This is a genomic window from Pantoea sp. T14, assembly GCF_036663535.1.
GTDB lineage: Bacteria > Pseudomonadota > Gammaproteobacteria > Enterobacterales > Enterobacteriaceae > Pantoea > Pantoea phytostimulans.
Window position 1 is genome coordinate 24,713 of sequence record NZ_JAWUEB010000020.1, and the last position, 22,784, is coordinate 47,496.

At 51.3% G+C, this 22,784-nt stretch carries 27 protein-coding genes; 6 read left to right on the forward strand and 21 right to left on the reverse strand.

Annotated elements, in window-relative coordinates; translation table 11 throughout:
* Positions 1-11: 11 nt before the first annotated feature.
* The 12 genes from rpsJ to fkpA form a co-directional block, all read right to left on the reverse strand.
* The gene (gene rpsJ, locus SC127_RS08380; RefSeq protein ID WP_001181005.1) at positions 12-323 is read right to left on the reverse strand and encodes a 30S ribosomal protein S10; all 312 of its coding nucleotides are present in this window, start codon (positions 321-323) and stop codon (positions 12-14) included.
* A 486-nt stretch (positions 324-809) separates the two neighbouring features.
* Positions 810-1,283: a bacterioferritin gene (gene bfr, locus SC127_RS08385; protein WP_332625958.1), complete on the reverse strand. Its 474-nt coding sequence runs from the start codon at positions 1,281-1,283 to the stop codon at positions 810-812.
* Between the two features lie 106 nt (positions 1,284-1,389).
* The gene (gene bfd / locus SC127_RS08390) at positions 1,390-1,584 is read right to left on the reverse strand and encodes a bacterioferritin-associated ferredoxin (RefSeq protein ID WP_215845419.1); all 195 of its coding nucleotides are present in this window, start codon (positions 1,582-1,584) and stop codon (positions 1,390-1,392) included.
* Between the two features lie 163 nt (positions 1,585-1,747).
* On the reverse strand, positions 1,748-2,932 hold the full coding sequence (gene tuf / locus SC127_RS08395; RefSeq protein WP_215845418.1) for an elongation factor Tu: 1,185 nt from the start codon (positions 2,930-2,932) through the stop codon (positions 1,748-1,750).
* 69 nt (positions 2,933-3,001) lie between these two features.
* Complete coding sequence (gene fusA, locus SC127_RS08400) at positions 3,002-5,116, reverse strand: elongation factor G (protein WP_003852908.1); 2,115 nt, start codon at positions 5,114-5,116, stop codon at positions 3,002-3,004.
* 93 nt (positions 5,117-5,209) lie between these two features.
* Entirely contained in the window at positions 5,210-5,680 is a 471-nt protein-coding gene (rpsG, locus tag SC127_RS08405; RefSeq protein WP_243079829.1) for a 30S ribosomal protein S7, read from the reverse strand.
* A 96-nt stretch (positions 5,681-5,776) separates the two neighbouring features.
* A complete protein-coding gene (rpsL, locus tag SC127_RS08410) occupies positions 5,777-6,151 on the reverse strand; it encodes a 30S ribosomal protein S12 (protein ID WP_003852912.1) in 375 nt (124 codons plus the stop codon).
* A gap of 124 nt (positions 6,152-6,275) precedes the next feature.
* The gene (gene tusB / locus SC127_RS08415) at positions 6,276-6,563 is read right to left on the reverse strand and encodes a sulfurtransferase complex subunit TusB (RefSeq protein WP_243079830.1); all 288 of its coding nucleotides are present in this window, start codon (positions 6,561-6,563) and stop codon (positions 6,276-6,278) included.
* A gap of 9 nt (positions 6,564-6,572) precedes the next feature.
* The gene (gene tusC, locus SC127_RS08420) at positions 6,573-6,932 is read right to left on the reverse strand and encodes a sulfurtransferase complex subunit TusC (RefSeq protein WP_215845416.1); all 360 of its coding nucleotides are present in this window, start codon (positions 6,930-6,932) and stop codon (positions 6,573-6,575) included.
* Between the two features lie 15 nt (positions 6,933-6,947).
* Positions 6,948-7,334, reverse strand: coding sequence for a sulfurtransferase complex subunit TusD (gene tusD / locus SC127_RS08425; protein WP_332625964.1), 387 nt, complete (start codon positions 7,332-7,334; stop codon positions 6,948-6,950).
* Positions 7,334-8,056 (reverse strand): helix-turn-helix transcriptional regulator, encoded by a 723-nt coding sequence (locus SC127_RS08430; protein ID WP_193405631.1) that lies wholly within the window; start codon positions 8,054-8,056, stop codon positions 7,334-7,336. Before SC127_RS08430 ends, tusD begins: the two co-directional genes overlap by 1 nt.
* Before the next feature lie 164 nt (positions 8,057-8,220).
* Positions 8,221-9,051, reverse strand: a complete 831-nt coding sequence (fkpA, locus tag SC127_RS08435) for an FKBP-type peptidyl-prolyl cis-trans isomerase (RefSeq protein ID WP_215845414.1) — start codon at positions 9,049-9,051, stop codon at positions 8,221-8,223.
* Positions 9,052-9,328: 277 nt separating this feature from the next.
* On the opposite strand from fkpA, the gene SC127_RS08440 reads away from it, so the two are divergent.
* Positions 9,329-9,547, forward strand: coding sequence for a SlyX family protein (locus tag SC127_RS08440; protein ID WP_215845413.1), 219 nt, complete (start codon positions 9,329-9,331; stop codon positions 9,545-9,547).
* An 88-nt stretch (positions 9,548-9,635) separates the two neighbouring features.
* On the opposite strand, the gene slyD is transcribed toward SC127_RS08440, so the two are convergent.
* The 4 genes from slyD to kefG all read right to left on the reverse strand — a co-directional run bounded on the left by slyD (position 9,636) and on the right by kefG (position 12,961).
* Positions 9,636-10,190 carry a peptidylprolyl isomerase gene (slyD, locus tag SC127_RS08445; RefSeq protein WP_054632984.1) on the reverse strand — a complete coding sequence of 185 codons (555 nt, stop codon included), beginning with the start codon at positions 10,188-10,190 and terminating at the stop codon, positions 9,636-9,638.
* 196 nt (positions 10,191-10,386) lie between these two features.
* On the reverse strand, positions 10,387-10,581 hold the full coding sequence (locus SC127_RS08450) for a YheV family putative zinc ribbon protein (protein WP_006120567.1): 195 nt from the start codon (positions 10,579-10,581) through the stop codon (positions 10,387-10,389).
* 23 nt (positions 10,582-10,604) lie between these two features.
* Positions 10,605-12,410, reverse strand: a complete 1,806-nt coding sequence (gene kefB, locus SC127_RS08455) for a glutathione-regulated potassium-efflux system protein KefB (protein ID WP_215845412.1) — start codon at positions 12,408-12,410, stop codon at positions 10,605-10,607.
* A complete protein-coding gene (gene kefG / locus SC127_RS08460) occupies positions 12,410-12,961 on the reverse strand; it encodes a glutathione-regulated potassium-efflux system ancillary protein KefG (RefSeq protein ID WP_243079833.1) in 552 nt (183 codons plus the stop codon). Before kefG ends, kefB begins: the two co-directional genes overlap by 1 nt.
* 109 nt (positions 12,962-13,070) lie before the next feature.
* Between kefG and SC127_RS08465 the strand changes: the two genes are divergently transcribed.
* Entirely contained in the window at positions 13,071-14,978 is a 1,908-nt protein-coding gene (locus SC127_RS08465; RefSeq protein WP_332625965.1) for an ABC transporter ATP-binding protein, read from the forward strand.
* 255 nt (positions 14,979-15,233) lie between these two features.
* Here the strand turns inward: SC127_RS08465 and tauD are convergent, their stop codons facing one another.
* Genes tauD through tauA form a run of 4 tightly spaced genes read right to left on the reverse strand, consistent with a single transcriptional unit; the run spans position 15,234 to position 18,663 of the window.
* The gene (tauD, locus tag SC127_RS08470; protein WP_332625966.1) at positions 15,234-16,073 is read right to left on the reverse strand and encodes a taurine dioxygenase; all 840 of its coding nucleotides are present in this window, start codon (positions 16,071-16,073) and stop codon (positions 15,234-15,236) included.
* A complete protein-coding gene (gene tauC, locus SC127_RS08475; RefSeq protein ID WP_332625968.1) occupies positions 16,070-16,897 on the reverse strand; it encodes a taurine ABC transporter permease TauC in 828 nt (275 codons plus the stop codon). Before tauC ends, tauD begins: the two co-directional genes overlap by 4 nt.
* On the reverse strand, positions 16,894-17,661 hold the full coding sequence (tauB, locus tag SC127_RS08480; RefSeq protein ID WP_215845410.1) for a taurine ABC transporter ATP-binding subunit: 768 nt from the start codon (positions 17,659-17,661) through the stop codon (positions 16,894-16,896). The genes tauC and tauB overlap by 4 nt, the downstream gene beginning before the upstream one ends.
* Before the next feature lie 21 nt (positions 17,662-17,682).
* Positions 17,683-18,663, reverse strand: coding sequence for a taurine ABC transporter substrate-binding protein (gene tauA / locus SC127_RS08485; RefSeq protein ID WP_243079837.1), 981 nt, complete (start codon positions 18,661-18,663; stop codon positions 17,683-17,685).
* A 268-nt stretch (positions 18,664-18,931) separates the two neighbouring features.
* Between tauA and SC127_RS08490 the strand changes: the two genes are divergently transcribed.
* Positions 18,932-19,912 carry a LacI family DNA-binding transcriptional regulator gene (locus SC127_RS08490; RefSeq protein ID WP_215845409.1) on the forward strand — a complete coding sequence of 327 codons (981 nt, stop codon included), beginning with the start codon at positions 18,932-18,934 and terminating at the stop codon, positions 19,910-19,912.
* A 1-nt stretch (position 19,913) separates the two neighbouring features.
* Here the strand turns inward: SC127_RS08490 and SC127_RS08495 are convergent, their stop codons facing one another.
* Complete coding sequence (locus tag SC127_RS08495; protein WP_243079838.1) at positions 19,914-20,516, reverse strand: LysE family translocator; 603 nt, start codon at positions 20,514-20,516, stop codon at positions 19,914-19,916.
* Positions 20,517-20,575: 59 nt separating this feature from the next.
* Between SC127_RS08495 and SC127_RS08500 the strand changes: the two genes are divergently transcribed.
* The 3 genes from SC127_RS08500 to SC127_RS08510 all read left to right on the forward strand — a co-directional run bounded on the left by SC127_RS08500 (position 20,576) and on the right by SC127_RS08510 (position 22,746).
* On the forward strand, positions 20,576-21,592 hold the full coding sequence (locus SC127_RS08500) for a hydrolase (RefSeq protein WP_332625969.1): 1,017 nt from the start codon (positions 20,576-20,578) through the stop codon (positions 21,590-21,592).
* 3 nt (positions 21,593-21,595) lie between these two features.
* Positions 21,596-21,814, forward strand: coding sequence for a YheU family protein (locus SC127_RS08505; RefSeq protein ID WP_215845406.1), 219 nt, complete (start codon positions 21,596-21,598; stop codon positions 21,812-21,814).
* Between the two features lie 62 nt (positions 21,815-21,876).
* Positions 21,877-22,746, forward strand: a complete 870-nt coding sequence (locus tag SC127_RS08510; RefSeq protein WP_215845405.1) for a phosphoribulokinase — start codon at positions 21,877-21,879, stop codon at positions 22,744-22,746.
* Positions 22,747-22,784 lie beyond the last annotated feature (38 nt).

Here is a 22,784-nt window from a genome sequence, read left to right on the forward strand (position 1 = left end):
CGATGACCTGATTAACCCAGGCTGATCTGCACGTCAACACCGGCAGCCAGATCCAGACGCATCAGAGCATCAACGGTTTTTTCAGTTGGCTCAACGATGTCTACCAGACGCTTGTGAGTGCGAATTTCGTACTGATCACGCGCATCTTTGTTAACGTGCGGAGAGATCAGAACGGTAAAACGCTCTTTGCGGGTTGGCAGCGGGATCGGACCACGAACCTGCGCACCAGTGCGCTTGGCGGTCTCAACGATTTCCGCGGTTGATTGATCGATCAGACGATGATCAAACGCTTTAAGACGGATACGGATTCTTTGGTTCTGCATGAGACCAGAGCTCCAAACTTTTTATAGACGAAAAAAATTACTACTCGAACCCATTACGATTGATGGGAGAGTGTAATCGTTCAGCATATAACTCCCCAATTGGGAGTATTGTCAGACGGCCCAAAATTCTGCCGTCTACGATTCTGCTCGAATCGCGCCTACCAATGTCGGCAGGCCCGCGCATTATACGTAAATCTGTTCAGGAAGCAACCCGCGTTCTTGTTATAACCCCCATTCTCACGAAAATATTATCCGCTCACTCCTCCCTTTTGCATGGCTGGTAACATAAGAAGGGGTGATTTGATGGGTAGCTTAAGGTGAATTTCTCTATACCTGTTCTGATGCAGCTGCGTGCTGCAGCGAAAATATGCAGAGATTTTAATGAGGAATTTTTTGGCAGGCTAAAAAGATTAACCACTTAACAAGCCCGCGATTTCGTATCTTCAATGATTCGCGGGCTTGGCGTAGTGTTGGTTTGAGTCAGATTCATTCGTCTTTTATTTGTGCCAGTAGGTAATTTTGAATACCCAATTTTTGTATCAGATCGAGTTCCGTCTCTAGCCAGTCAATGTGATGTTCTTCTTCAGCTAAAATTTCAATCATCATATCGCGGCTAACGTAATCATGGATTTTATCTGCGTAGGTAATGGCTTCACGCAAATCCTTCGCTCCCTCAAGTTCAAGAGCCAAATCTGAGCTCAACATTTCAGGAACATCTTCGCCAATTCGAAGTCTGCCTAGATCTTGTAAGTTGGGTATACCTTCAAGGAACAAAATTCGCTCAATGTACTTGTCCGCATGTTTCATCTCATCTATTGATTCATGATATTCAACATCATTGAGGCGTATCAGGCCCCAATTTTTAAACATACGCGCATGAAGAAAATACTGATTGATAGCAACCAATTCATTTCCCAGCAATTTATTGAGATGACTTATGATTTTGACGTCGCCCTTCATTTTGCTTCCTCCGCTTCCAGTTATCTTGAGCGTAGATGCGTATAAAAAGAAGTCAAAAAAACGCGACAAATATTGTGGGTATTTAGCAGGAATTTAAAACAGCAATTTAAATAGCTTCTTTATACAGCGGTACAAGCTGCATCTCTTCGTCCATTATTTCACGTGTGGCACGAATACACTTCCCGCATTGCTTCCCCACGGGAACAATTTGGCGCAGTTGCTGGATAGATTTTGGCTGGTAGCGGCGAACCGCTTCACGGATAGTTTTATCGCTGATGGCATTGCACAGGCAGACGTACATTTACTCTTCACTCTGGTACATTTTCTATACGTAGTGTAAATGCGAATAGTTTTTATTTCAAACCCAGGCTTTGTGGGGTAATTAGAAAAAGAGCAAAAAAAAGAGCACCGAAGTGCTCTTTCTGCATAGTGGCTGCAATACACAGCCACTTAAGCAATCACAATTAAGCGATAACTTTAGCAACAACGCCCGCACCAACGGTACGGCCGCCTTCACGGATTGCGAAGCGCAGACCGTCGTCCATTGCGATTGGGTGAATCAGGGTAACAACCATTTTGATGTTGTCGCCCGGCATTACCATCTCAACGCCTTCTGGCAGCTCTACTGAGCCAGTCACGTCAGTTGTACGGAAGTAGAACTGTGGACGGTAGCCTTTGAAGAACGGAGTATGACGGCCGCCTTCGTCTTTCGACAGAATATAAACTTCTGATTCGAACTGGGTGTGTGGCTTGATTGAGCCTGGCTTAGCCAGAACCTGTCCACGCTGGATGTCTTCACGCTTGATACCGCGCAGCAGAACACCACAGTTTTCGCCAGCCTGACCCTGATCCAGCAATTTGCGGAACATTTCAACGCCGGTACAGGTTGATTTCACGGTATCTTTGATACCAACGATTTCAACTTCGTCGCCGACTTTAACGATGCCGCGCTCAACACGACCGGTAACAACAGTACCACGGCCAGAGATTGAGAATACGTCTTCGATTGGCAGCAGGAACGGCTTGTCAATTGCACGCTCTGGCTCTGGGATGTAGGTATCCAGGAATCCAGCCAGTTCGATGATTTTCTCTTCCCACTCAGCTTCGCCTTGCAGCGCTTTCAGAGCAGAACCACGAACGATTGGAGTATCGTCGCCTGGGAAATCATACTGAGTCAGCAGATCACGGACTTCCATCTCAACCAGTTCCAGCAGCTCTTCATCATCAACCATGTCGCACTTGTTCAGGAACACGATGATGTAAGGAACGCCAACCTGACGACCCAGCAGGATGTGCTCACGGGTCTGAGGCATTGGGCCGTCAGTCGCAGCAACAACCAGGATCGCGCCGTCCATCTGCGCAGCACCGGTGATCATGTTTTTCACATAGTCGGCGTGGCCTGGGCAGTCAACGTGTGCGTAGTGACGAGTCGGGGTTTCATACTCAACGTGAGAAGTGTTGATGGTGATACCACGAGCCTTCTCTTCTGGCGCGTTATCGATCTGATCAAACGCGCGAGCCTGGCCGCCGTAAGTTTTAGACAGAACGGTAGTGATTGCTGCAGTCAGAGTGGTTTTACCGTGGTCGACGTGACCGATGGTGCCCACGTTTACGTGCAGTTTGTTACGCTGAAATTGCTCTTTCGCCATGGCGATAATTCCTTACGTTATGCCTTCATCATTTGGATGAAGGCATCAGTTCAAATTTAAACCGTAGCCTTATTTGCTACGAGCTTCAATAACGGCCTGCGCTACGTTGTTCGGCGCATCGTCATACTTCAAGAACTCCATGGAGTAAGAAGCACGACCTTTGGTCAGAGAACGCAGCTGAGTTGCGTATCCGAACATCTCAGACAACGGAACTTCAGCGTGAATCTGAACGCCAGTAGCGTTAGATTCCTGCCCTTTGAGCATACCACGACGACGGCTAAGGTCACCGATGACATCACCCGTGTTCTCTTCTGGCGTTTCAACTTCAACCTTCATGATAGGTTCAAGCAGAACAGGTGTCGCTTGTTTAAAGCCTTGTTTGAAGGCAATAGACGCGGCCAGTTTAAACGCCAGCTCTGAGGAGTCGACATCGTGGTAAGAACCGAAGTGCAGACGCACGCCCAGATCCACAACCGGGTAACCAGCCAGAGGGCCTGATTTCAGCTGCTCCTGGATACCTTTGTCAACCGCAGGGATGTATTCACCAGGAATCACACCACCTTTGATGTCGTTGACAAATTCGTAGCCTTTCGGGTTCGAACCTGGCTCCAGTGGGTACATGTCGATAACAACATGACCATACTGACCACGACCACCAGACTGCTTGGCGTGTTTACCTTCAACATCGGTAACTTTGTTGCGAATCGCTTCACGGTAAGCAACCTGTGGTTTACCCACGTTTGCTTCAACGTTGAACTCACGCTTCATACGGTCAACGATGATGTCGAGGTGCAATTCACCCATACCGGCGATGATGGTCTGGTTAGATTCTTCATCAGTCCATACGCGGAATGATGGGTCTTCTTTTGCCAGACGGCCCAGAGCCAGACCCATTTTTTCCTGGTCAGCTTTGGTTTTTGGCTCAACGGCGATAGAGATTACCGGCTCCGGGAACTCCATGCGCTCAAGGATGATGACGTTATCTGGGTCACACAGGGTGTCACCAGTGGTCACATCTTTCAGGCCGATCGCAGCTGCGATATCACCCGCACGAACTTCTTTAATCTCTTCACGCTTGTTAGCGTGCATCTGAACGATACGGCCCAGACGCTCACGGTTTGACTTAACCGGGTTGAACACGGTGTCACCCGTGTTAACAACACCAGAGTAAACGCGGAAGAAGGTTAAGTTACCCACGAACGGGTCGGTAGCGATTTTGAACGCCAGTGCAGCAAACGGCTCGTTGTCATCAGAGTGACGAACAGCCGGCGTGTCTTTACCGTCGTCCAGCATACCGTTGATCGCGGTAACGTCAGTCGGTGCTGGCAGATATTCAACAACTGCATCCAGCATCGCCTGAACACCTTTGTTCTTAAATGCAGAACCACAGGTTACCAGGATAATTTCGTTGTTCAGAACACGCTTACGCAGAGATGTTTTGATCTCTTCTTCAGTCAGTTCTTCACCACCGAAGAATTTCTCCATCAGCTCATCAGAGCCTTCAGCAGCGGCTTCAACCAGTTTCGCATGCCATTCTTCAGCCAGTTCCTGCATATCAGCTGGAATATCTTCGTAGTCGAAGGTTACACCCTGGTCTGCGTCGTTCCAGTTGATTGCTTTCATTTTCACCAGGTCAACAACACCGGTGAATTTCTCTTCTGCGCCGATAGCCAGCTGCAGAGGAACTGGAGTTGCGCCCAGACGAACTTCCATCTGCTTAACAACTTTCAGGAAGTTAGCACCCATGCGGTCCATTTTGTTAACGAACGCAATGCGTGGAACTTTATATTTGTTAGCCTGACGCCATACGGTCTCAGACTGTGGCTGAACGCCACCAACTGCACAGTAAACCATTACCGCGCCATCAAGCACACGCATAGAACGTTCAACTTCGATGGTGAAGTCAACGTGTCCTGGGGTGTCGATGATGTTGATGTGGTGTGGTTCAAACTGCTTGGCCATACCAGACCAGTAACAGGTGGTCGCAGCGGAAGTGATGGTAATACCACGTTCCTGTTCCTGCTCCATCCAGTCCATGGTTGCTGCGCCGTCATGTACTTCACCGATTTTGTGGTTTACACCGGTGTAGAACAGAACGCGTTCGGTAGTGGTAGTCTTACCGGCGTCGATGTGCGCACTGATACCGATATTACGGTAGCGAGCAATGGGTGTTTTACGAGCCATTTGATTCCTCTGATTCTCGGACGTTCAAAGTAAGTTGAACCCAGCGGGTTAGCTTTTTGAGCGCCCGCTGGTTTAACAACAACTACGTGGCTATTACCAGCGGTAGTGAGCGAACGCCTTGTTGGCTTCTGCCATGCGGTGAACGTCTTCACGTTTCTTAACTGCAGTACCTTTGTTCTCTGCAGCATCAGAAAGTTCGTTCGCCAGGCGGAGAGCCATAGATTTATCACCGCGTTTACGAGCAGCATCTACGATCCAACGCATTGCCAGAGCATTACGACGAACCGGACGGACTTCTACTGGTACTTGGTAAGTAGAACCACCAACGCGACGTGACTTAACTTCGACAGTCGGACGCACGTTTTCGAGGGCTACTTCAAAAGCTTCCAGGGAGTTTTTACCAGAACGTTGAGCCAGGGTCTCAAGAGCGGTATAAACGATTGTTTCTGCAGTAGATTTTTTACCATCTACCATCAGGATATTTACAAATTTGGCCAGCAGCTCTGATCCGAACTTAGGATCTGGCAGAATTTTACGCTGACCAATGACGCGACGACGTGGCATGGAAATACTCCGTTGTTAATTCAGGATTGTCCAAAACTCTATGAGTTTATTTTGACATTTAATTTAAAACGTTTGGCCTTACTTAACGGAGAACCATTAAGCCTTTGGCTTCTTCACGCCGTACTTGGAGCGAGCCTGCTTACGGTCTTTAACACCTGAGCAGTCAAGCGCGCCACGAACGGTGTGGTAACGCACACCTGGCAGGTCTTTTACACGACCGCCACGGATCAGGATCACGGAGTGTTCCTGCAGGTTATGACCTTCACCACCAATGTAGGAGGTAACTTCAAAACCGTTGGTCAAACGCACACGGCAGACTTTACGCAGTGCGGAGTTTGGTTTCTTAGGAGTGGTGGTGTACACACGAGTACAAACGCCACGTTTTTGCGGGCAAGCTTCCAGCGCCGGCACGTTGCTCTTTGCAACTTTGCGGACGCGTGGTTTGCGAACCAGCTGGTTAACTGTTGCCATTAAATAGCTCCTGGATTTGCTTTTGCTTCGTAAACACGTAATAAATCGCCTCGTAGAATTACGAGGAGGCAGAATTTTAGGGCTGAGTCAAAGGGGTGTCAAGAAATAACCAGGTTTTACCTCATTACCAGGTCATTTGTTGTGAATGCTTTTCTGTCAGCGCGACGAAACCATTATAGTTCACTGGCTGTATTTTGGTTGAAGTTTGTTCAGCCAGGCCGCGCGCCATCAGGTCTTCTTCCAATACCCACAAGGTTGCTGGTGTGCTTAACAGCCGTGCCAGCGCCCGACTTCCATTCAATGCAGCGAAAACACCATCCTGCATGAGCAAGACATCATCTTCAGCGTTAAGGAGCAAAAGTAAGGTATCAAGATCGCTATAAGCAGGAGAATGCATCAAGGTGTGCAGCATGAGTCTCTCTTAAAAAGTCAGAATGCGATCATACTGTGCCAGCTTTTGACGCAGCGCAGCAGCGGCAACGAGTTCTACATCCAATATGCGCGATTGCTCAGCAGCCAGTCCCCGCGTCTTGAGGGAATCCAGGCAAAGATAGCAGTGTTCAATATCATAGAGTGCTAGCACGCCGAACGTTGCAGCATAGTGACGACTAAGAATCGCATCAGGTTGCTGGTTCATCATTAATTGCAGCACGCCATCACCTATAAAAAACAGGCCGACCTGATCGCTGAGCGCAGCGGTGGCCAATGCCGCATCTAAACCTTCTCGCCCTGCACTGCTACCATGTGGGCCGCGAGTAAAAACAAAAGCCACGCGATTCATTAAAGAAGCACCTTGTTAAAATTGCACCAGACGGTCGCAGCTCAATGCAGCTTCTGCCAGCGCACCCAAACCACTTAACTCAAAACCGGGCTGCAGATTATTTCCTGAAAGCTGTAAACGCTCCGCCTCTTGCGCATCGGCTACACCGCGTCGCAATGCCGCCGCCACACAAATGTTCAATACCACGCCCTCTTCATTACTTAGCTTCTGCCAGGCCCGCACCAGATCATATTCATCATTTGCCGGTGCAGTGAGCTGATTAGCGTTCAACACACCTTCGCGATAAAAGAAGACGCTTTCCAGGTGATGCCCTGCCGCTAATAACGCCCGGGCAAACAGCAGCGCACTGCTGGCTTGCTGCGTACCATAGGCAGGACCTGTCACCAACAAGGTGTAGCGCATCAACGATCCTGTCCCTGAAAATCGCCATTCTTGAACTGGCGAATATAAAGGTAAACCGTATGCTTTGAGATATTAAGGCGATCGGCGACCTGGTTGATGGCATCTTTAATGTCAAAAATACCTTTCTCGTACAGATTCAATACTATCTGGCGATTCTTAGCATTGTTTGAAACGTTACGATCTGCGCTCACTTCTTCAATAGTGAACTCCAGCGTTTGCATCACCAAATCGTCCACTGAGCTGGCAAAGTTAACATTCGAATCAACCTGCTGCATTTCGGGCGGCATAAATGTCGACATGATTTGCGAGAACGGCACATCCAGATTCATGTTGATACACAACAAACCGATGACACGTTGCTGGCGATTACGAATGGCAATAGTCACCGATTTCATTAGCACGCCACTCTTGGCGCGTGTGAAATAGGCGCGGGAAACGTTGCTGTCTGCGCCGTGCATATCGTGCAGCATGCGCAGCGCCAGATCGGTAATCGGCGATCCCACTTTACGTCCCGTGTGCTCACCATTTGCGATGCGCACGGCGGAACATTTCAGGTCTTCCAGAGAATGCAGGACAATTTCGCAATGCGAGCCAATTAACATCGCCAGACCATCAACAACGGCCTCGTACGACTTTAAGATATCGTAATCGCTTTGTTCGAACGGACGCTGCTCCAGAAGATCGAAGTCGCTTAGTTCGCCGGGATTGAATGGATTAGACATTGAAGACATCACCCTAAGTGGCTGGAGCCTGTCACAGCGCTGCAGGGCAGACTCAATATTGGGATAGTTATGCAGGCGCTAGTCTGGCAAATGTCGCCCGCTTATGCCAGAGGTTTGTGGTGATGCGGAAATGAAACCGCCGCCCGAAGGCGGCGGTGAACAGATTACTGCGATTTTTTCGCGTCAGCCGCAGGAGCCTGCGCTTTTTCATCTGCTTTAGGTGCAGGTTTGATGTCGAGCAGTTCTACATCAAATACCAGCGTGGAGTTTGCCGGAATACCCGGAACGCCGTTTTTACCGTAAGCCAACTGCGGTGGGATAACCAGTTTGATCTTGCCACCTTTTTTCACGTGCTTCAGACCTTCGGTCCAGCCTGGAATCACGCCGTCTAAACGGAATGACAGCGGCTCGCCACGTGTATAAGAGTTGTCGAACTCAGTACCGTCAGTCAATGTACCTTTGTAGTTCACAACCACAGTGTCGCTGTCTTTCGGTGCGTCACCGGTACCTTCTTTCTCGACTTTATACAGCAGACCACTTTCAGTCTTCTTCACACCGCTTTCTTTAGCAAATTTGGTCGCATAAGCGTCGCCTTTATCGGCATTTTCTTTCGCGTCTTTTTCCATCTTCGCTTGGGCTGCGCCTTTCACGCGGCCTTCGAATGCTTGCAGAGTCTGCTCAATTTCTTCATCGGACAGTTTGCTTTTGCCACCAAACGCATCCTGAACACCAGAAATCAGCTGATCTTTATCCAGTTTGATGCCCAGTTTTTCCTGCTCCTTCAGGGAGTTGTCCATGTAGCGACCCAACGAGGCGCCCAGCGCGTAAGCGGATTGCTGATCTTCATTTTTGAAGGCCGCATTTTTTGGAGCCTGAGGTGCAGACGTCGCTGCTGCTGCTGGTGCAGCGGCAGTTTCTGCAGCCATTGCCAGCGGAGCATTCAGCGCGACGGCCATGGTGGTAGCTAACAATGTGACTTTTAACAGTGATTTCATCCTTTCTCCAAAACCGAAGCCTCTAACCTCGGGAATCATTGCAGACTTGAGGGCCCACACTATAACTGTACGTGGCAGTGGCGAACACTCCCACAACGTAATTACCCGGTTAACCTCCGACCTTTTTTGCGACAGGAAGTTTCATCAGAGATGATGCCGTAATGTGCTTTTTCAAGCGTAACGCCAGAGAATGGTAAAAAATCGGGTAATTCTGTGCCGTCAGGCCGTAGAATCACGCCCTTAGCCAATCACATCACCCATATTATGAGGAGGGGTCATGCAACAATCAGAGTGGGAACAACGTCTCGAAACGCTGGAAAGCAAACTGGCCTTTCAGGAAATGACCATTGATCAACTGAACACCACCGTGGTGCAACACGAATTGGAAATGGTAAAAATGCGCGAACAGATGCGCATATTACTGGATAAACTGAAAGCCAGCGCGCCATCAATGATTGCTTCGCAATCGGAAGAAACACCGCCACCTCATTATTAAGTCTGGCGCGGCCCGCGCAGTCACGAGACAAGCCCTTACGATACCAAAAGAAAGGCCACCCGAAGGTGGCCTTTTTATCACGCTTTACTTAGTGGCTGCAGCCACAACCGCCCGTACCGCAACCACCTTTACCGTGGTCATGGTCATGGTCGTGATCATGGTCGTGATGATGACCATCAGCACCGTGAACGTGGCCATGAGCCAATTCTTCCGGCGTTGCTTCACGAATCGCTACCACTTCAACATTGAAGTTCAGGTTCTGACCCGCCAGCATGTGGTTACCGTCGACCACGACGTGATCGTCTTCCACTTCGGTGATTTCAACCGGAACGGGACCTTGATCGGTTTCTGCCAGGAAGCGCATGCCAACCTGCAGTTCGTCAACGCCCATAAATACATCTTTTGGTACACGCTGAACCAGGTTGTCATCGTACTGACCATACGCATCGTTAGCGGGAATATGCACGTCAAACTTATCGCCTGCTACGTGATTTTCCAATGCGTTTTCCAGACCAGAAATCAGGGAACCATGACCGTGCAGATAGTCCAACGGTGCACTCACCGGTGACTCGTCAACCAACACGCCGTCTTCTGTACGTACCTGATAGGCCAGGCTTACCACCAGGTCTTTTGCTACTTTCATGATATCTCCTAACCGTTGAGAGCTGAGATCCCGTCTCATTGGTCTATTTTTGCGTGCAATAACACCAACCAGAAAGGTTCGGGGCTGGGTACGAGAGGGTTTTACTTTCTCTCGCGACCTCAGCGTTAATGGCGCCAATTGTAACGGAATTCAATCCCGCTGTAAGTTCAAGCTTAAAAAAAGCTGCGCCATTCCGCTACTCAGGATGGAAAATTCCAATAACTTGTTCATTGCTGCGAACCTGATCGCGAGCCTGCTTATCAGCCTCACGCATCTGATGGCCGCATTTTACACACTCAACCACATCAACATTATTTTCACGCCACATCGCTAGCGTGTCTTTTTCCTGACAGTGCGGACAGACCGCACCAGCAATAAATCGTTTACGCATTGTGTCCTGCCTGTGTTGTCTTTTTACTCGTCATCATCCCAACCATCCAGCTGACGCTTCTCCTGTTGCATCTCGCGGCGGAAGATATCTTCCAGTTCACGACGCGCCTCACGAACACGAGAAACCTGCGCGCTGTCCGCATGGTTAGGCATAAGCTCACGTAACATGCGCATATCCAAACGACGGAAGTGCAGCTGCGCGCGCTGTGCCTGATGTGGATGCATGCCTAACGACATTAATGCCTTACGGCCCAGCTCCAGCGCACTGGAGAACGTCTCACGTGAGAATTGTGTCACGCCTGACAGTAGCAGTTCGTGAGCTTCAACACGTCCACGCGCGCGCGCCAAAATCTGCAACTGCGGAAAATGCTGTTGGCAAAGATGAACAATAGTCATAGTGTCTTCGGGTTCATTACAGGTAATCACAATGGATTGGGCGCTGGCTGCACCTGCTGCACGCAGCAACTCCAGCTCAGTTGCATCACCGTAATAAACCTTGTAACCATATTTGCGCATCAGGCTGACCGCGCTGATGTCACGTTCCAAAACGGTAATCCGCTTGTTATTAGCCATCAACAAGCGTCCGATAACCTGACCAAAACGTCCAAAACCGACCACAATTACCTGCGGCTGGTCGTCTTCAACAAAATGCTTCTCTGCATTCTCATCCGTTTCGTTGAAACGGCGCGCCAGTAGCCGATCAATTCCTTTCATCAGCAGCGGCGTGGTCATCATTGATAAGGTTACTGTCACCAGCAGCAACGGCAGCTGATCGCCAGAGAACAATTTTGCCGATGAAGCGGCGGAAAAGAGCACGAAGGCGAATTCACCGCCTTGACTTAACACACCGGCAAACTGCTGACGCTCTGAACTGCGCAAGCCGAACATTCTGCCCAACACATACAGCACCAGCGTTTTAACCACTACCAGAATCAGCACGCCGAGTAAGATGGTAAAGATATGGGTATAAAGCACGCCAAGGTTTAACGCCATGCCCACGGAAATAAAGAACAAGCCCAGCAGCAAGCCTTTGAAGGGATCAATAGCCACTTCCAGCTCATGGCGATATTCGCTTTCCGCCAGCAGGATCCCGGCGATGAATGTGCCAAGCGCCATAGACAAACCCAGCGCGTCCATAAACAGCGCTGATCCCAGCACCAACAGCAGCGACGCGGCAGTAAACACCTCACGCACGCCCGAAGCGGCGATGTAACGGAATATCGGGCGCAGCAAATAGCGGCCACCAATCAACATGCCCGCAAACGCCAGCACTTTCATGCCAAGTTTTAGCCAGTCGATGTGTCCGCTGTCGGTTCCGGCTAAAAGAGGAATCAATGCCAGCGCTGGAATAACCGCGATGTCCTGAAATAGCAGCACAGAAAAGCCCAGCTGCCCTGACTCGCTGCGGTTCATGCCTTTGTCACGCATCAACTGCAATGCCATTGCGGTGGAGGACATGGCTAAACCAATCCCGCCAATCACTGCAGCTTGCCAGTCAAAATGACTCAACCAGAGCAGCGTGCCAAGAATCGCGGCTGAGAAGATAACCTGAGCGGCGCCTACGCCAAAGATTGATCGACGAAGTGACCAAAGCTTTGAAGGGTTCAGCTCCAGCCCAATGATAAACATCAGGAAAACAACGCCAAGTTCGGAGAAATGCAGAATTTCTTCGACGTCGCTAATAAATCCTAACCCCCACGGGCCGATAGCGATGCCCGCCACCAAATACCCCAAAACTGCACCAATACCGAGGCGAGCCGCCACGGGTACAATCAGCACCGCCGCAACCAGATAAATCACTCCTGCGGTCAGCAGCGTTTGTCCTCCCATTACAACCCTCCATTCGACAGCGGTGCTGCCAGCCAATCGCCATAGGCGCGGGCATAATTTTTCATCAACTCGGGATTCTGGCGGCGCGCCCAATAGATAATCATCGGTGGCATCCAGTGCATACTGCACATCTGCGCGGTCAGCTCAAACGGCAGCATGATGTCATTCATGCGATAGCGATTCAGGCCCTGGCTTTGAAAAGCGCCTTCAGGTTCCCCGGTCGTCACCACGCTGCGCCAATATTTCCCTTCCAGCGCATTGCCATCGATACCATTGGCAAACCCGCGCGACAATACGCGATCCAGCCACTCTTTCAGCAGCGATGGACAGCTATAAGTATAAAGTGGGTGTTGAAAAACAATGACCTGATGTTCACGCAAGAGTTCTTGCTCGCGGTGAATATCAATAAAAAAGTCCGGATAGATCGCGTAGAGATCGCGAACCGTGACATGTTCCATTGCCTGAGCCGGTTGCAGCAAAATCCGATTAGCAACCGAATCCTGTGATTCCGGGTGGGCGTAAAGCAGCAAAATCTTCGGTGGCTGCGACATCGTTACCCTCCAAATCGTCGTCATTGGTGCGCTTTTCCGCTACCATGCACGACCAGCAAAATCTTATTATGTTGCCTGTAAATTAACATATTCTGACGATACGGCGCTTATGATTGTCTTTTCAGCCTTACAAATACGCCGCGGCATCCGCGTCTTGCTCGACAATGCCACCGCCACCATCAATCCTGGACAGAAAGTCGGATTAGTGGGGAAAAACGGCTGTGGTAAATCCACACTGCTGTCGCTGCTAAAAGGTGAGATCACCAGCGATGCCGGCAGCATGACCTTTCCTGGTAACTGGGCATTGGCCTGGGTTAATCAGGAAACACCTGCCTTGAGCAAACCGGCTCTTGACTACGTTATTGATGGCGATCGCGAATTCCGCCAGCTTGAATCTGAATTAGCTGACGCGAATGCACGCAACGATGGCAACGCCATTGCGCTTTTGCACGGCAAACTGGATGCGGTTCAGGCGTGGAGCATACCGGCTCGCGCCTCAAGTCTGCTGCACGGTTTGGGCTTTAGTCAGGAACAATTGCAACGTCCGGTAAGCGACTTCTCCGGTGGCTGGCGTATGCGCCTCAACCTGGCACAAGCGCTGATTTGCCGCTCTGATTTGCTGCTGCTGGATGAACCAACAAACCACCTCGATCTTGACGCGGTGATTTGGCTGGAGCGCTGGCTTAAAAGCTATGAAGGCACGCTGATCCTGATTTCCCATGACCGTGATTTCCTCGATCCCGTTGTGGACAAGATCATCCATATTGAACAGCAATCGTTGTTTGAATATACCGGCAATTACACGTCGTTTGAGCGTCAGCGCGTCGCCAAACTGGCACAGCAGCAGTCGCTGTATGAAAGCCAGCAAGAAAAGGTGGCGCATTTACACAGCTACATTGATCGCTTCCGCGCCAAAGCATCTAAAGCTAAACAGGCGCAAAGCCGCATCAAAATGCTGGAACGCATGGAGATGATTGCGCCTGCGCACGTGGATAACCCGTTCACCTTCAGTTTCCGTCCACCGGAAAGCTTGCCGAATCCATTACTCAAAATGGAGAAAGTCACCGCCGGCTATGGTGATCGCATCATTCTTGACGCCATCAAACTGAACCTGGTGCCGGGTTCGCGCATCGGTTTACTGGGCCGTAATGGCGCGGGTAAATCAACGCTGATTAAGCTATTGGCAGGCGAACTGGATGCGCTTCAAGGTCAGATTGGTTTAGCAAAAGGCATCAAACTGGGCTACTTCGCTCAGCATCAGTTGGAATTTTTGCGCGCCGATGAATCGCCATTGCAACATCTCTCCCGCATTGCGCCCAAGGTATTGGAACAGCAGTTGCGTGATTATTTAGGCGGCTTTGGTTTCCAGGGCGATAAAGTCAGTGAAATCACTGAACGCTTCTCTGGCGGTGAAAAAGCGCGTCTGGTGTTGGCACTGATTGTCTGGCAGCGCCCTAACCTGCTGTTGCTTGATGAACCGACCAACCACCTTGATTTAGACATGCGTCAAGCGCTGACTGAAGCATTGATCGACTTTGAAGGCGCGCTAGTGGTGGTGTCGCACGATCGTCACCTGCTCCGCGCCACCACCGACGATCTCTATTTAGTTCATGACGGTAAAGTTGATGTTTTCCCGGGCGATCTGGAAGATTACCAGCAATGGTTGAGCGATTTGCAGAAGCAGCAGGCGCAACAAGATAGCGCGCCCAAGCAGGATAACGTCAACAGCGCGCAGTCGCGTAAAGATCAAAAGCGCCGTGATGCCGAATTGCGTAGCCAAACTCAGCCGCTGCGTAAAGAGATCGAGAAGCTGGAAAAGCAGATGAGCAAATGGCAAAGCCAGTTGGCTGACGCTGAAGCGCAGCTTTCCGACAGCGCTATTTACGATCAAAGCCGCAAAGCCGATTTAACCGCCGCGCTGCAGCAGCAGGCAGAGAGTAAATCGGCGCTGGAAGAGGTCGAAATGGCGTGGCTTGATGCGCAAGAGAAGTTAGAGCAGATGATGGCGTCAATTTAAGGCGCTTTGCGTGCGAGGTCGTTTGTCCCCCACCTCAGTCCTCTCAAGTGCGAGGTCGTTTGTCCCCCACCTCAGTCCTCCCCCATACAAGGGGGAGGAAGATGCTGCAACATGCGAATTCGGTGTCAGCATGTGGCAGCGTCTCCTTCCCCCGCTTAGCGGGGGAAGGCCGGGATGGGGGACAGCGCGCAGAGGACCGAGGTGAGGGACAGCCAGCACTGTCTGAGGCACAAACTACGAATCCAGCCCGCAAAATCAAACCGGTTTATCGCCTAACACTGTCGCCCGATGCATCACCCGCCGCGCCGGATAATAATCCGCATTGGCATAATGCTGTGTTACGCGATTATCCCAAATAGCGACATCGTTCGGCTGCCAGCGCCAGCGCACCTGAAACTCAGGTTTAGTCGCATGGGCAAACAAAAAGCCTAACAGCGCCTCGCTCTCTTTCTCTCTCAAATCAACAATCCGCGTAGTAAAACCTTCATTAACGAACAACGCTTTTTTACCGCTGACCGGATGGGTACGAATCACCGGGTGTTGTACCGGCGGATGCTTCGCCACCGCTTGCTGCCAGCGCTGATGCTCTTCTTCACTCTTGCGGTATTTAAATTCCTGAAACGATTTTTTGAAATCGTGCTCGGCATGCAATTCCGCCAGCAATGTTTTAAGCGGCGTAGAAAGCGCTTCATAGGCGGCAATGCCGCTGGTCCACAACGTATCGCCGCCAGACTCCGGCAACACCTTTGACGCTAAAATCGCAATCGCGGGTGGCGTATCGATAAACGTGACGTCGGTATGCCAGTTATCGTTGTCTGGTGGATTATCCTGATGCGTATCCAGCACGATAATCTCTTCCACGCCTTCGGCATGCGGATAAACCGGATGAATATGTAAATCGCCAAATCGTATTGCCAGCGCCCGCTGCTGCTCCGGGGTAATCACCTGATCGCGTAAAAAAAGCACCTGATGACGCAGCAAGCCATGATAAAGCTGCTCAAACTGCGCATCGCTTAAGGGACGCGCTAAATCAAGGTTAGCAACCTGCGCACCAATGTTCGGGCCCAGTGCAGTGATATTCAGACGTTCGTTCATTGTTGTTCTCCATTCCAGGGCGTCAGGTGGCGCTGCAATGCACGCAGCCCGAGTTCTAAGCTAAAAGCAATCACGGCAATCACGGCAATTCCGGCCAGCACCACATCGGTAGCAAGGAACTCTCCGGCTGACTGCACCATAAAACCGAGTCCACGCGTTGCAGCGATCAGTTCAGCAGCCACCAGCGTTGACCAGCCCACCCCCAAGCCAATACGCAGACCGGTAAGAATTTCTGGCAACGCACCGGGTAAAATAACCCAGCGCAAGATTTGCCAACGGCTGGCACCGAGCGCTTGCGCGGCACGAATGCGCACCTGCTGCGCATTACGTACGCCAGCCAGCGTTGACAGCGCAACCGGCGCGAATATCGCCAGGTAAATCAGCAAAATTTTCGAGGTTTCGCCGATGCCAAACCAGATCACCATCAGCGGCAAATACGCCAGCGGCGGTACTGGGCGATAAAGCTCTATTAGCGGATCGAGTAACCCACGCACTGCCGGACTCAGCCCCATCGCAATGCCAACCGGGATACCGATTGCCGCCGCCGCCAGCAAAGCAATGACCATGCGCGTCAGGCTCGCGGCCAGATGCTGCCACAGCGTGGCGTCCATAAATCCTTGGGCGCTGGCAATCAGGAACAGCTTGCTCAGCACCTGCTGCGGTGAAGGCAAGAACAGCGGCGCAATCAGGCCAAGCGCCGTGACGCCCCACCACACCAGCAACAGCGTCAGTAAACTCAGCAAGCTCAGGCTGAGTTGCATGGAGAGCGGCCAATGCAGGCGGCGTCGTGCCACGCTGGTTTTGTCGTTGATTAAGGCGCTCATACAAAAGCCTCTCGCTGGGCAAAGACGCGGCTCAGCACATATTCGCGTTGAGCAATGAACGCTGGATCAGATTTGATACTGCGGCACGCTTCACCGCTGGCAAAGCGCTGTCCAAAATCAAGATGCAGTCGCTCAACAATGCGGCCCGGCCCCGGTGAAAGCAGAATCAATTCGCTGGCGAGAAAAATGGCTTCTTCGATATCGTGGGTAATCAACAGAATCTGTTTGCCGCTGTCGCGCCACAGCGTCAGTAGCAACGTTTGCATCTGTTCGCGGGTAAAGGCGTCAAGTGCCCCAAACGGTTCGTCCAGCAATAACAGTTGTGGATCGGCAGCTAAGGCTCGCGCAATCCCTACACGCTGGCGCTGTCCGCCGGAAAGCTGCCAAATCTGGCGTTTTTCCGCGCCTTCCAGTCCCACTTTTTTGATCAACCGACGCGCAATAGTTTCGCGTTCCTGACGCGCCATGCCGGCTAGCTGTAAGCCAAACGCAACGTTGTCGAGAACATTGCGCCAGGGCAGCAATCCTTCATTTTGAAATACCACGCCACGCTCCGCGCCTGGGCCATTGATCGTCTTGCCTTCCAACGTGATGCTGCCAGATTCAACCGGAAGAAAACCGGCAATCAGGTTGAGCAGCGTGGTTTTGCCGCAACCCGATGGACCCAGCACCACCAGCAGTTCGCTTTTATCCACTTGCAGATTGATGTCTTGCAAGGCGGGTTGTCCGGCGTAACGAGCATTAAGATGCGCGATGCGTAGCATGGTGACTCCTTACAAGGTGACTTAGGGTTTAGCTAACGGCGCAACAAAACGCGTAGTGACGAAGCTGCTGTAGTCACTCTCCGCCTGCGGCACACGGCCCTGCTCTTTCAGGAACTGCGCGGTATCGACAATCGCCTTGTTAACCGGCTTGCCTAACTGCTCAACCTGCTGCTGTGCTGTGAGGTAAGTGTTGCCTTTCACCAATCCCGCAACTTGCGCTTCCGGCACGCCGCTCAGACGAGACAGCTTGCTCAGGTTGTCTGGCTGTTTCAGCCATTCATCGGGGTTATCGATGTAAGGTTTCTGCGCTGCCAATGCACTACGGGCGAAAGCCGTTACGATATCGGGATGCTGTTCGGCGAAGTCTTTGCGTACCACCCAAACGTCGAGGGTTGGCGCGCCCCAGCTGCCCACTTGTGAAGAATCTGTCAGCACCTTGCCCTCTTTCTCCAGCTGGTTAACGGCGGGAGCCCAGACGTAAGCGCCATCAATATCACCACGCTGCCAGGCGGCAATAATGGCGGGCGGTTGAAGGTTAACAAGCTGAACCTGCGAAGGCTTGATGCCCCAATGCTTAAGTGCGGCCAACAAGCTGTAATGCGTCGTTGAAATGAAAGGAACAGCGATGCGTTTACCGATCAGGTCTTTCGGGCTGGTAATGCTTTTTTTCACCACGAACGCTTCTGAATTTCCCAGCTGAGAGGCCAGCAGGAATGCTTCTATGGGTAACTGCTGCGTCGCCGCAACTGCTAGCGGGCTAGAACCGATATTACCGATTTGTACGTCACCCGAAGCGAGTGCACGCAACACGCCTGCACCACTGTCGAATTTGCGCCAGTCAACCGTTGCGCCGCTCTCTTTCGCAAACGTATTGTCCGCCTGCGCAACTTTGGCTGGTTCCGCTGAAGTCTGGTACGCCACTGTGACGTTTACCGCTGCCGCCTGGAATGTCAGCAGCGCCAATGCCGCCGCTAAAATTGACAATCGTCCTTTTACTACCATGATGCTGCACCCCGATGCTTTTATGATGCAGGCAGTTTCACTGAGACGTTTAATTTCATGAAGGAATTAAAAATTATCCCTAATAGAAATAAGTTCTTAGATCAAAATCCGCAAAACTCATGCACTGGATGCAATTAGAAAAGCAGTCAAGACTGCAGTTGATAACGTTAAGAAAGCGTAAAGGAGGAAATAGGTTATGCGCTCACATTCGGGTTGTGATATTGGTATATCCTCTTTTTTTGCTGGCTAATGAAGGGCTTTGTGTTCGATGTCGATAGAGAAAGTTGCTCAGTTGGCTGGCGTATCCAAAGCCACCGTTTCAAGGGTTCTGAACCAACATCCCGGCGTTAAACCGGCTACCCGCCAAAAGGTCTTATCAGCTATTTCCGCCAGCGCTTATCAGCCGAATTTGTTAGCGCGCCAACTGCGTACGTCACAAAGCCATATGTTAATGGTGTTAATTTCTGACATCACTAATCCCTTCTGTTCACGGGTAGTTCAGGGGATTGAAGCTGAGGCTGAAATCCACGGTTATCATATTTTGCTCTGTCATTCGGCTTCACAGCTGCAGCGCGAAGCGGCCTATCTGGCCTTGCTGACCGGGAAAGTAGTGGATGGCGTGATTACTATGGATGCGGCGGCAGGTTTACAAGATCTCAACACCATCATCGGCAATGCGCCTTGGGTGCAGTGTTCGGAATTCGATCCGCTGATTCAGGCTTCTTCTGTCACCATCGATCATCTTGGTGCCGCACGTGACACCGTGCATTATCTGGCAGGCAAAGGACGTAAACGCATCGGGCTGGTAAACGGCGATATGCGCTATCTCTACTCACATCATCGTGAAAAAGGGTATCGCCAGGCGATTGAAGAACTGGGTTTGGATTGGATGGGCGTGGCCTATGCCGAAAATATCTCCTGCGAAGCGGGTAGCAAAGCGTTACGCGAACTGATGACGAAGCCGGAACCACCGGATGCGGTGTTTGCCGTTTCTGACGTATTAGCGGTTGGCGTGATTCATACCGCGCTGGAAGCCGGGTTTCGGATACCCGAAGATTTAGCCGTTGTGGGCTTTGACGGTATTCCTTTTACCAGCAGCCTGAATCCGCCGTTGACCACTATCGAACAGCCGATGTATCAGCTCGGCGCGCGCAGCGTGCAGCTGCTGCTGGAAAAAATTCGCCATCCACGTGCGCCGATTATTCGGGAAGTGTTGCCCTGGAAGCGCGTTGAACGCGCTTCCAGTTAACTCAATGCCAGATCAACAGCACGCAGGCTGCGGTTAATGCGCCCATTGCCACGTTGAAAATTGTCCAAGCCCGGCGGCTGCGAAGGATGCGGCCAATCATCGCGCCAAACCCCATCCAGATTACCCCTGACAGCAAATTCACAATGAACATGCCAAGGCTAATTGCCATCACGGAATGGCGGTACGCCTCGCCCGCCAGACTAAAGCTGGCTACCGCGCCCAACGCCATTAACCAGGCTTTGGGATTGATTAACTGTAATAATCCGCCCTGCCAAAATGGCATGGGTGCTGCGGGTGCATCATCGGTTTCCAGTTTTTCATAAGCTGCGGTCGCAATCTTCCACGCCAGCCACAATAGATAGAGGCTACCGGCAATCTTAAGGAATAAATGCAGTGAAGGATAAAGCACGATCAGGCCGCCCACACCGAACGCCACCATCAGTAACATGACCTGCATGCCGATCATGATGCCAATCATCAGCGGAATGGTGCGCATAAAGCCAAAATTGGCGCCCGAGGCGGTGAGTAACATATTATTAGGGCCAGGCGTGATCGCGGCGACCCAGAGAAAACCCAACATCGATAAAAAAAGGCTCAGTTCCATGAAAATCGGGTGCTCCTCACCCCATCAAGCAAAAAACCTATCGAAGCTAACAGTGTGATATGGAACAGACAAGCCTTTACGACATGAAATTTACTGGCAGTGCAGATGAACGTTTTAACGCACCCGCGGGCTTACGCAACCCGCATCTGCAAACCGTGCTGCCGCGCCTGCTCAGACGCCATGTAACGTTGCAGCCACACTGGCAGCGGCTCGATCTGCCGGATGGCGATTTTGTTGATCTGGCGTGGAGTGAAGATCCGCAGCAAGCGCAGCACAAGCCGCGCGTGGTTCTGTTTCATGGCCTTGAGGGGAGTTTTACCAGCCCTTATGTACATGGTTTGATGGAGATGTGTCAGGCGCGCGGTTGGCTGGCGGTGGTCATGCATTTTCGCGGTTGCAGTGGCGAGCCAAATCGCCTGAACCGTATTTATCACTCCGGCGAAACCGGCGACGCCAGCTTTTTCCTGCACTGGTTACGCGCGCACTGGGGCCATGTTCCCACCGTGGCGGTTGGTTTCTCGCTTGGCGGTAATATGCTGGGCTGTCTGCTGGGTCAACAAGGCAACGAGGCCGCACTGGATGCAGGCGTAATCGTTTCGGCCCCACTGATGCTTGAGCCCTGTAGCCTCCGGCTGGAGCGAGGTTTCTCACGCTTCTATCAATATTACCTGCTCGCTCAACTCAAGAAAAACGCTGAACGCAAGCTGCTTGCCTGGCCGGAAACGCTGCCGGTGGATTTAACTCAATTGAAGGCGTTGCGCCGTTTACGTGATTTTGATGATGCGATCACCGCACGCGCCCACGGCTTTACGGATGCCAGCGACTATTATCGTCGTGCCAGTGCTTTGCCTTTATTAAAGGCGGTGCGTAAACCGCTGCTGATCATTCATGCCAAAGACGATCCGTTTATGAGCGATGAAGTGATACCGCGCAAAGAACAATTATCTGCCACTATTACGTATCAGCTGACGTCACATGGCGGCCATGTTGGTTTTGTCGGTGGTACGCTGCGTCAACCGCAACTGTGGCTGGAACAGCGCGTGCCGCAATGGATTTCCCCTTTTTTGGATTGCTAACCCGTGATTATTCCCTGGCAAGATGTTTCGCCCGAAACACTCGAAAATCTGATTGAAACCTTTGTCCTGCGAGAAGGTACCGACTACGGCGAGCATGAGCGCAGTCTGGAAGACAAAGTTGCTGATGTGCGCCGCCAGCTTGAGCGTGGCGATGTTGTGCTGGTGTGGTCTGAACTGCATGAAACGGTAAATATCATGCCGCGCAATGAATTTCGCAGCTAATGCGCTAACGAGAAATTCATGCTAACAATGCTCTTCGCCCGACCTCACAGGGAGTTTTTTTTATGTCTGCTCGGCATCCAATTATCGCGGTGACCGGCTCCAGCGGAGCCGGAACCACCACCACCAGCCTCGCCTTTCGTAAGATTTTTCAGCAGCTGGATCTGCACGCGGCAGAGCTTGAAGGCGACAGTTTTCACCGCTTTACCCGCCCGGAAATGGACATGGCGATCCGCAAAGCGCGCGATCTTGGACGTCATGTCAGCTATTTCGGTCCCGAAGCCAATGACTTCGGCCTGCTAGAACACTCTTTTATCGAATACGGTAAAAGTGGTCAGGGTGAGTCGCGCAAATATCTGCATACCTATGATGAAGCGGTGCCGTGGAATCAAGTGCCCGGCACATTTACACCCTGGCAGCCGCTGCCGTCGAATACGGATATTTTATTTTACGAAGGCCTGCACGGCGGCGTTATGACAGCACAACACAATGTGGCTGAAAACGTCGATTTACTGGTTGGCGTAGTGCCGATTGTGAATCTGGAATGGATTCAGAAGCTGGTGCGTGATACCAGCGAACGCGGGCATTCACGTGAAGCGGTGATGGATTCAGTGGTGCGTTCAATGGAGGATTACATCAATTTCATTACCCCACAGTTTTCCCGCACGCATATTAACTTCCAGCGCGTTCCTACCGTAGACACATCAAACCCGTTTGCCGCACGCACCATTCCGTCGCTGGATGAGAGCTTTGTGGTGATCCATTTTCAGGCGTTGGAAGATATCGATTTTCCTTATCTGCTGGCGATGCTACAGGGATCGTTCATTTCGCACATTAATACGCTGGTGGTGCCGGGCGGCAAGATGGGATTAGCGATGGAGTTGATTATGGGGCCATTGGTAAAACGATTAATGGAAGGTAAGCGGATTGAATAAATATCTACCCTAAATAATTCGAATCGCAGGAAGATGGC

What these genes read in the sequence shown, in the direction of transcription:
- rpsJ (WP_001181005.1), bottom strand. Translation starts at nt 323, where the DNA reads ATGCAGAACCAAAGAATCCGTATCCGTCTTAAAGCGTTTGATCATCGT.
- bfr (WP_332625958.1), bottom strand. Translation starts at nt 1,283, where the DNA reads ATGAAGGGCGACGTCAAAATCATAAGTCATCTCAATAAATTGCTGGGA.
- bfd (WP_215845419.1), bottom strand. Translation starts at nt 1,584, where the DNA reads ATGTACGTCTGCCTGTGCAATGCCATCAGCGATAAAACTATCCGTGAA.
- tuf (WP_215845418.1), bottom strand. Translation starts at nt 2,932, where the DNA reads ATGGCGAAAGAGCAATTTCAGCGTAACAAACTGCACGTAAACGTGGGC.
- fusA (WP_003852908.1), bottom strand. Translation starts at nt 5,116, where the DNA reads ATGGCTCGTAAAACACCCATTGCTCGCTACCGTAATATCGGTATCAGT.
- rpsG (WP_243079829.1), bottom strand. Translation starts at nt 5,680, where the DNA reads ATGCCACGTCGTCGCGTCATTGGTCAGCGTAAAATTCTGCCAGATCCT.
- rpsL (WP_003852912.1), bottom strand. Translation starts at nt 6,151, where the DNA reads ATGGCAACAGTTAACCAGCTGGTTCGCAAACCACGCGTCCGCAAAGTT.
- tusB (WP_243079830.1), bottom strand. Translation starts at nt 6,563, where the DNA reads ATGCTGCACACCTTGATGCATTCTCCTGCTTATAGCGATCTTGATACC.
- tusC (WP_215845416.1), bottom strand. Translation starts at nt 6,932, where the DNA reads ATGAATCGCGTGGCTTTTGTTTTTACTCGCGGCCCACATGGTAGCAGT.
- tusD (WP_332625964.1), bottom strand. Translation starts at nt 7,334, where the DNA reads ATGCGCTACACCTTGTTGGTGACAGGTCCTGCCTATGGTACGCAGCAA.
- SC127_RS08430 (WP_193405631.1), bottom strand. Translation starts at nt 8,056, where the DNA reads ATGTCTAATCCATTCAATCCCGGCGAACTAAGCGACTTCGATCTTCTG.
- fkpA (WP_215845414.1), bottom strand. Translation starts at nt 9,051, where the DNA reads ATGAAATCACTGTTAAAAGTCACATTGTTAGCTACCACCATGGCCGTC.
- SC127_RS08440 (WP_215845413.1), top strand. Translation starts at nt 9,329, where the DNA reads ATGCAACAATCAGAGTGGGAACAACGTCTCGAAACGCTGGAAAGCAAA.
- slyD (WP_054632984.1), bottom strand. Translation starts at nt 10,190, where the DNA reads ATGAAAGTAGCAAAAGACCTGGTGGTAAGCCTGGCCTATCAGGTACGT.
- SC127_RS08450 (WP_006120567.1), bottom strand. Translation starts at nt 10,581, where the DNA reads ATGCGTAAACGATTTATTGCTGGTGCGGTCTGTCCGCACTGTCAGGAA.
- kefB (WP_215845412.1), bottom strand. Translation starts at nt 12,410, where the DNA reads ATGGGAGGACAAACGCTGCTGACCGCAGGAGTGATTTATCTGGTTGCG.
- kefG (WP_243079833.1), bottom strand. Translation starts at nt 12,961, where the DNA reads ATGTCGCAGCCACCGAAGATTTTGCTGCTTTACGCCCACCCGGAATCA.
- SC127_RS08465 (WP_332625965.1), top strand. Translation starts at nt 13,071, where the DNA reads ATGATTGTCTTTTCAGCCTTACAAATACGCCGCGGCATCCGCGTCTTG.
- tauD (WP_332625966.1), bottom strand. Translation starts at nt 16,073, where the DNA reads ATGAACGAACGTCTGAATATCACTGCACTGGGCCCGAACATTGGTGCG.
- tauC (WP_332625968.1), bottom strand. Translation starts at nt 16,897, where the DNA reads ATGAGCGCCTTAATCAACGACAAAACCAGCGTGGCACGACGCCGCCTG.
- tauB (WP_215845410.1), bottom strand. Translation starts at nt 17,661, where the DNA reads ATGCTACGCATCGCGCATCTTAATGCTCGTTACGCCGGACAACCCGCC.
- tauA (WP_243079837.1), bottom strand. Translation starts at nt 18,663, where the DNA reads ATGGTAGTAAAAGGACGATTGTCAATTTTAGCGGCGGCATTGGCGCTG.
- SC127_RS08490 (WP_215845409.1), top strand. Translation starts at nt 18,932, where the DNA reads ATGTCGATAGAGAAAGTTGCTCAGTTGGCTGGCGTATCCAAAGCCACC.
- SC127_RS08495 (WP_243079838.1), bottom strand. Translation starts at nt 20,516, where the DNA reads ATGGAACTGAGCCTTTTTTTATCGATGTTGGGTTTTCTCTGGGTCGCC.
- SC127_RS08500 (WP_332625969.1), top strand. Translation starts at nt 20,576, where the DNA reads ATGGAACAGACAAGCCTTTACGACATGAAATTTACTGGCAGTGCAGAT.
- SC127_RS08510 (WP_215845405.1), top strand. Translation starts at nt 21,877, where the DNA reads ATGTCTGCTCGGCATCCAATTATCGCGGTGACCGGCTCCAGCGGAGCC.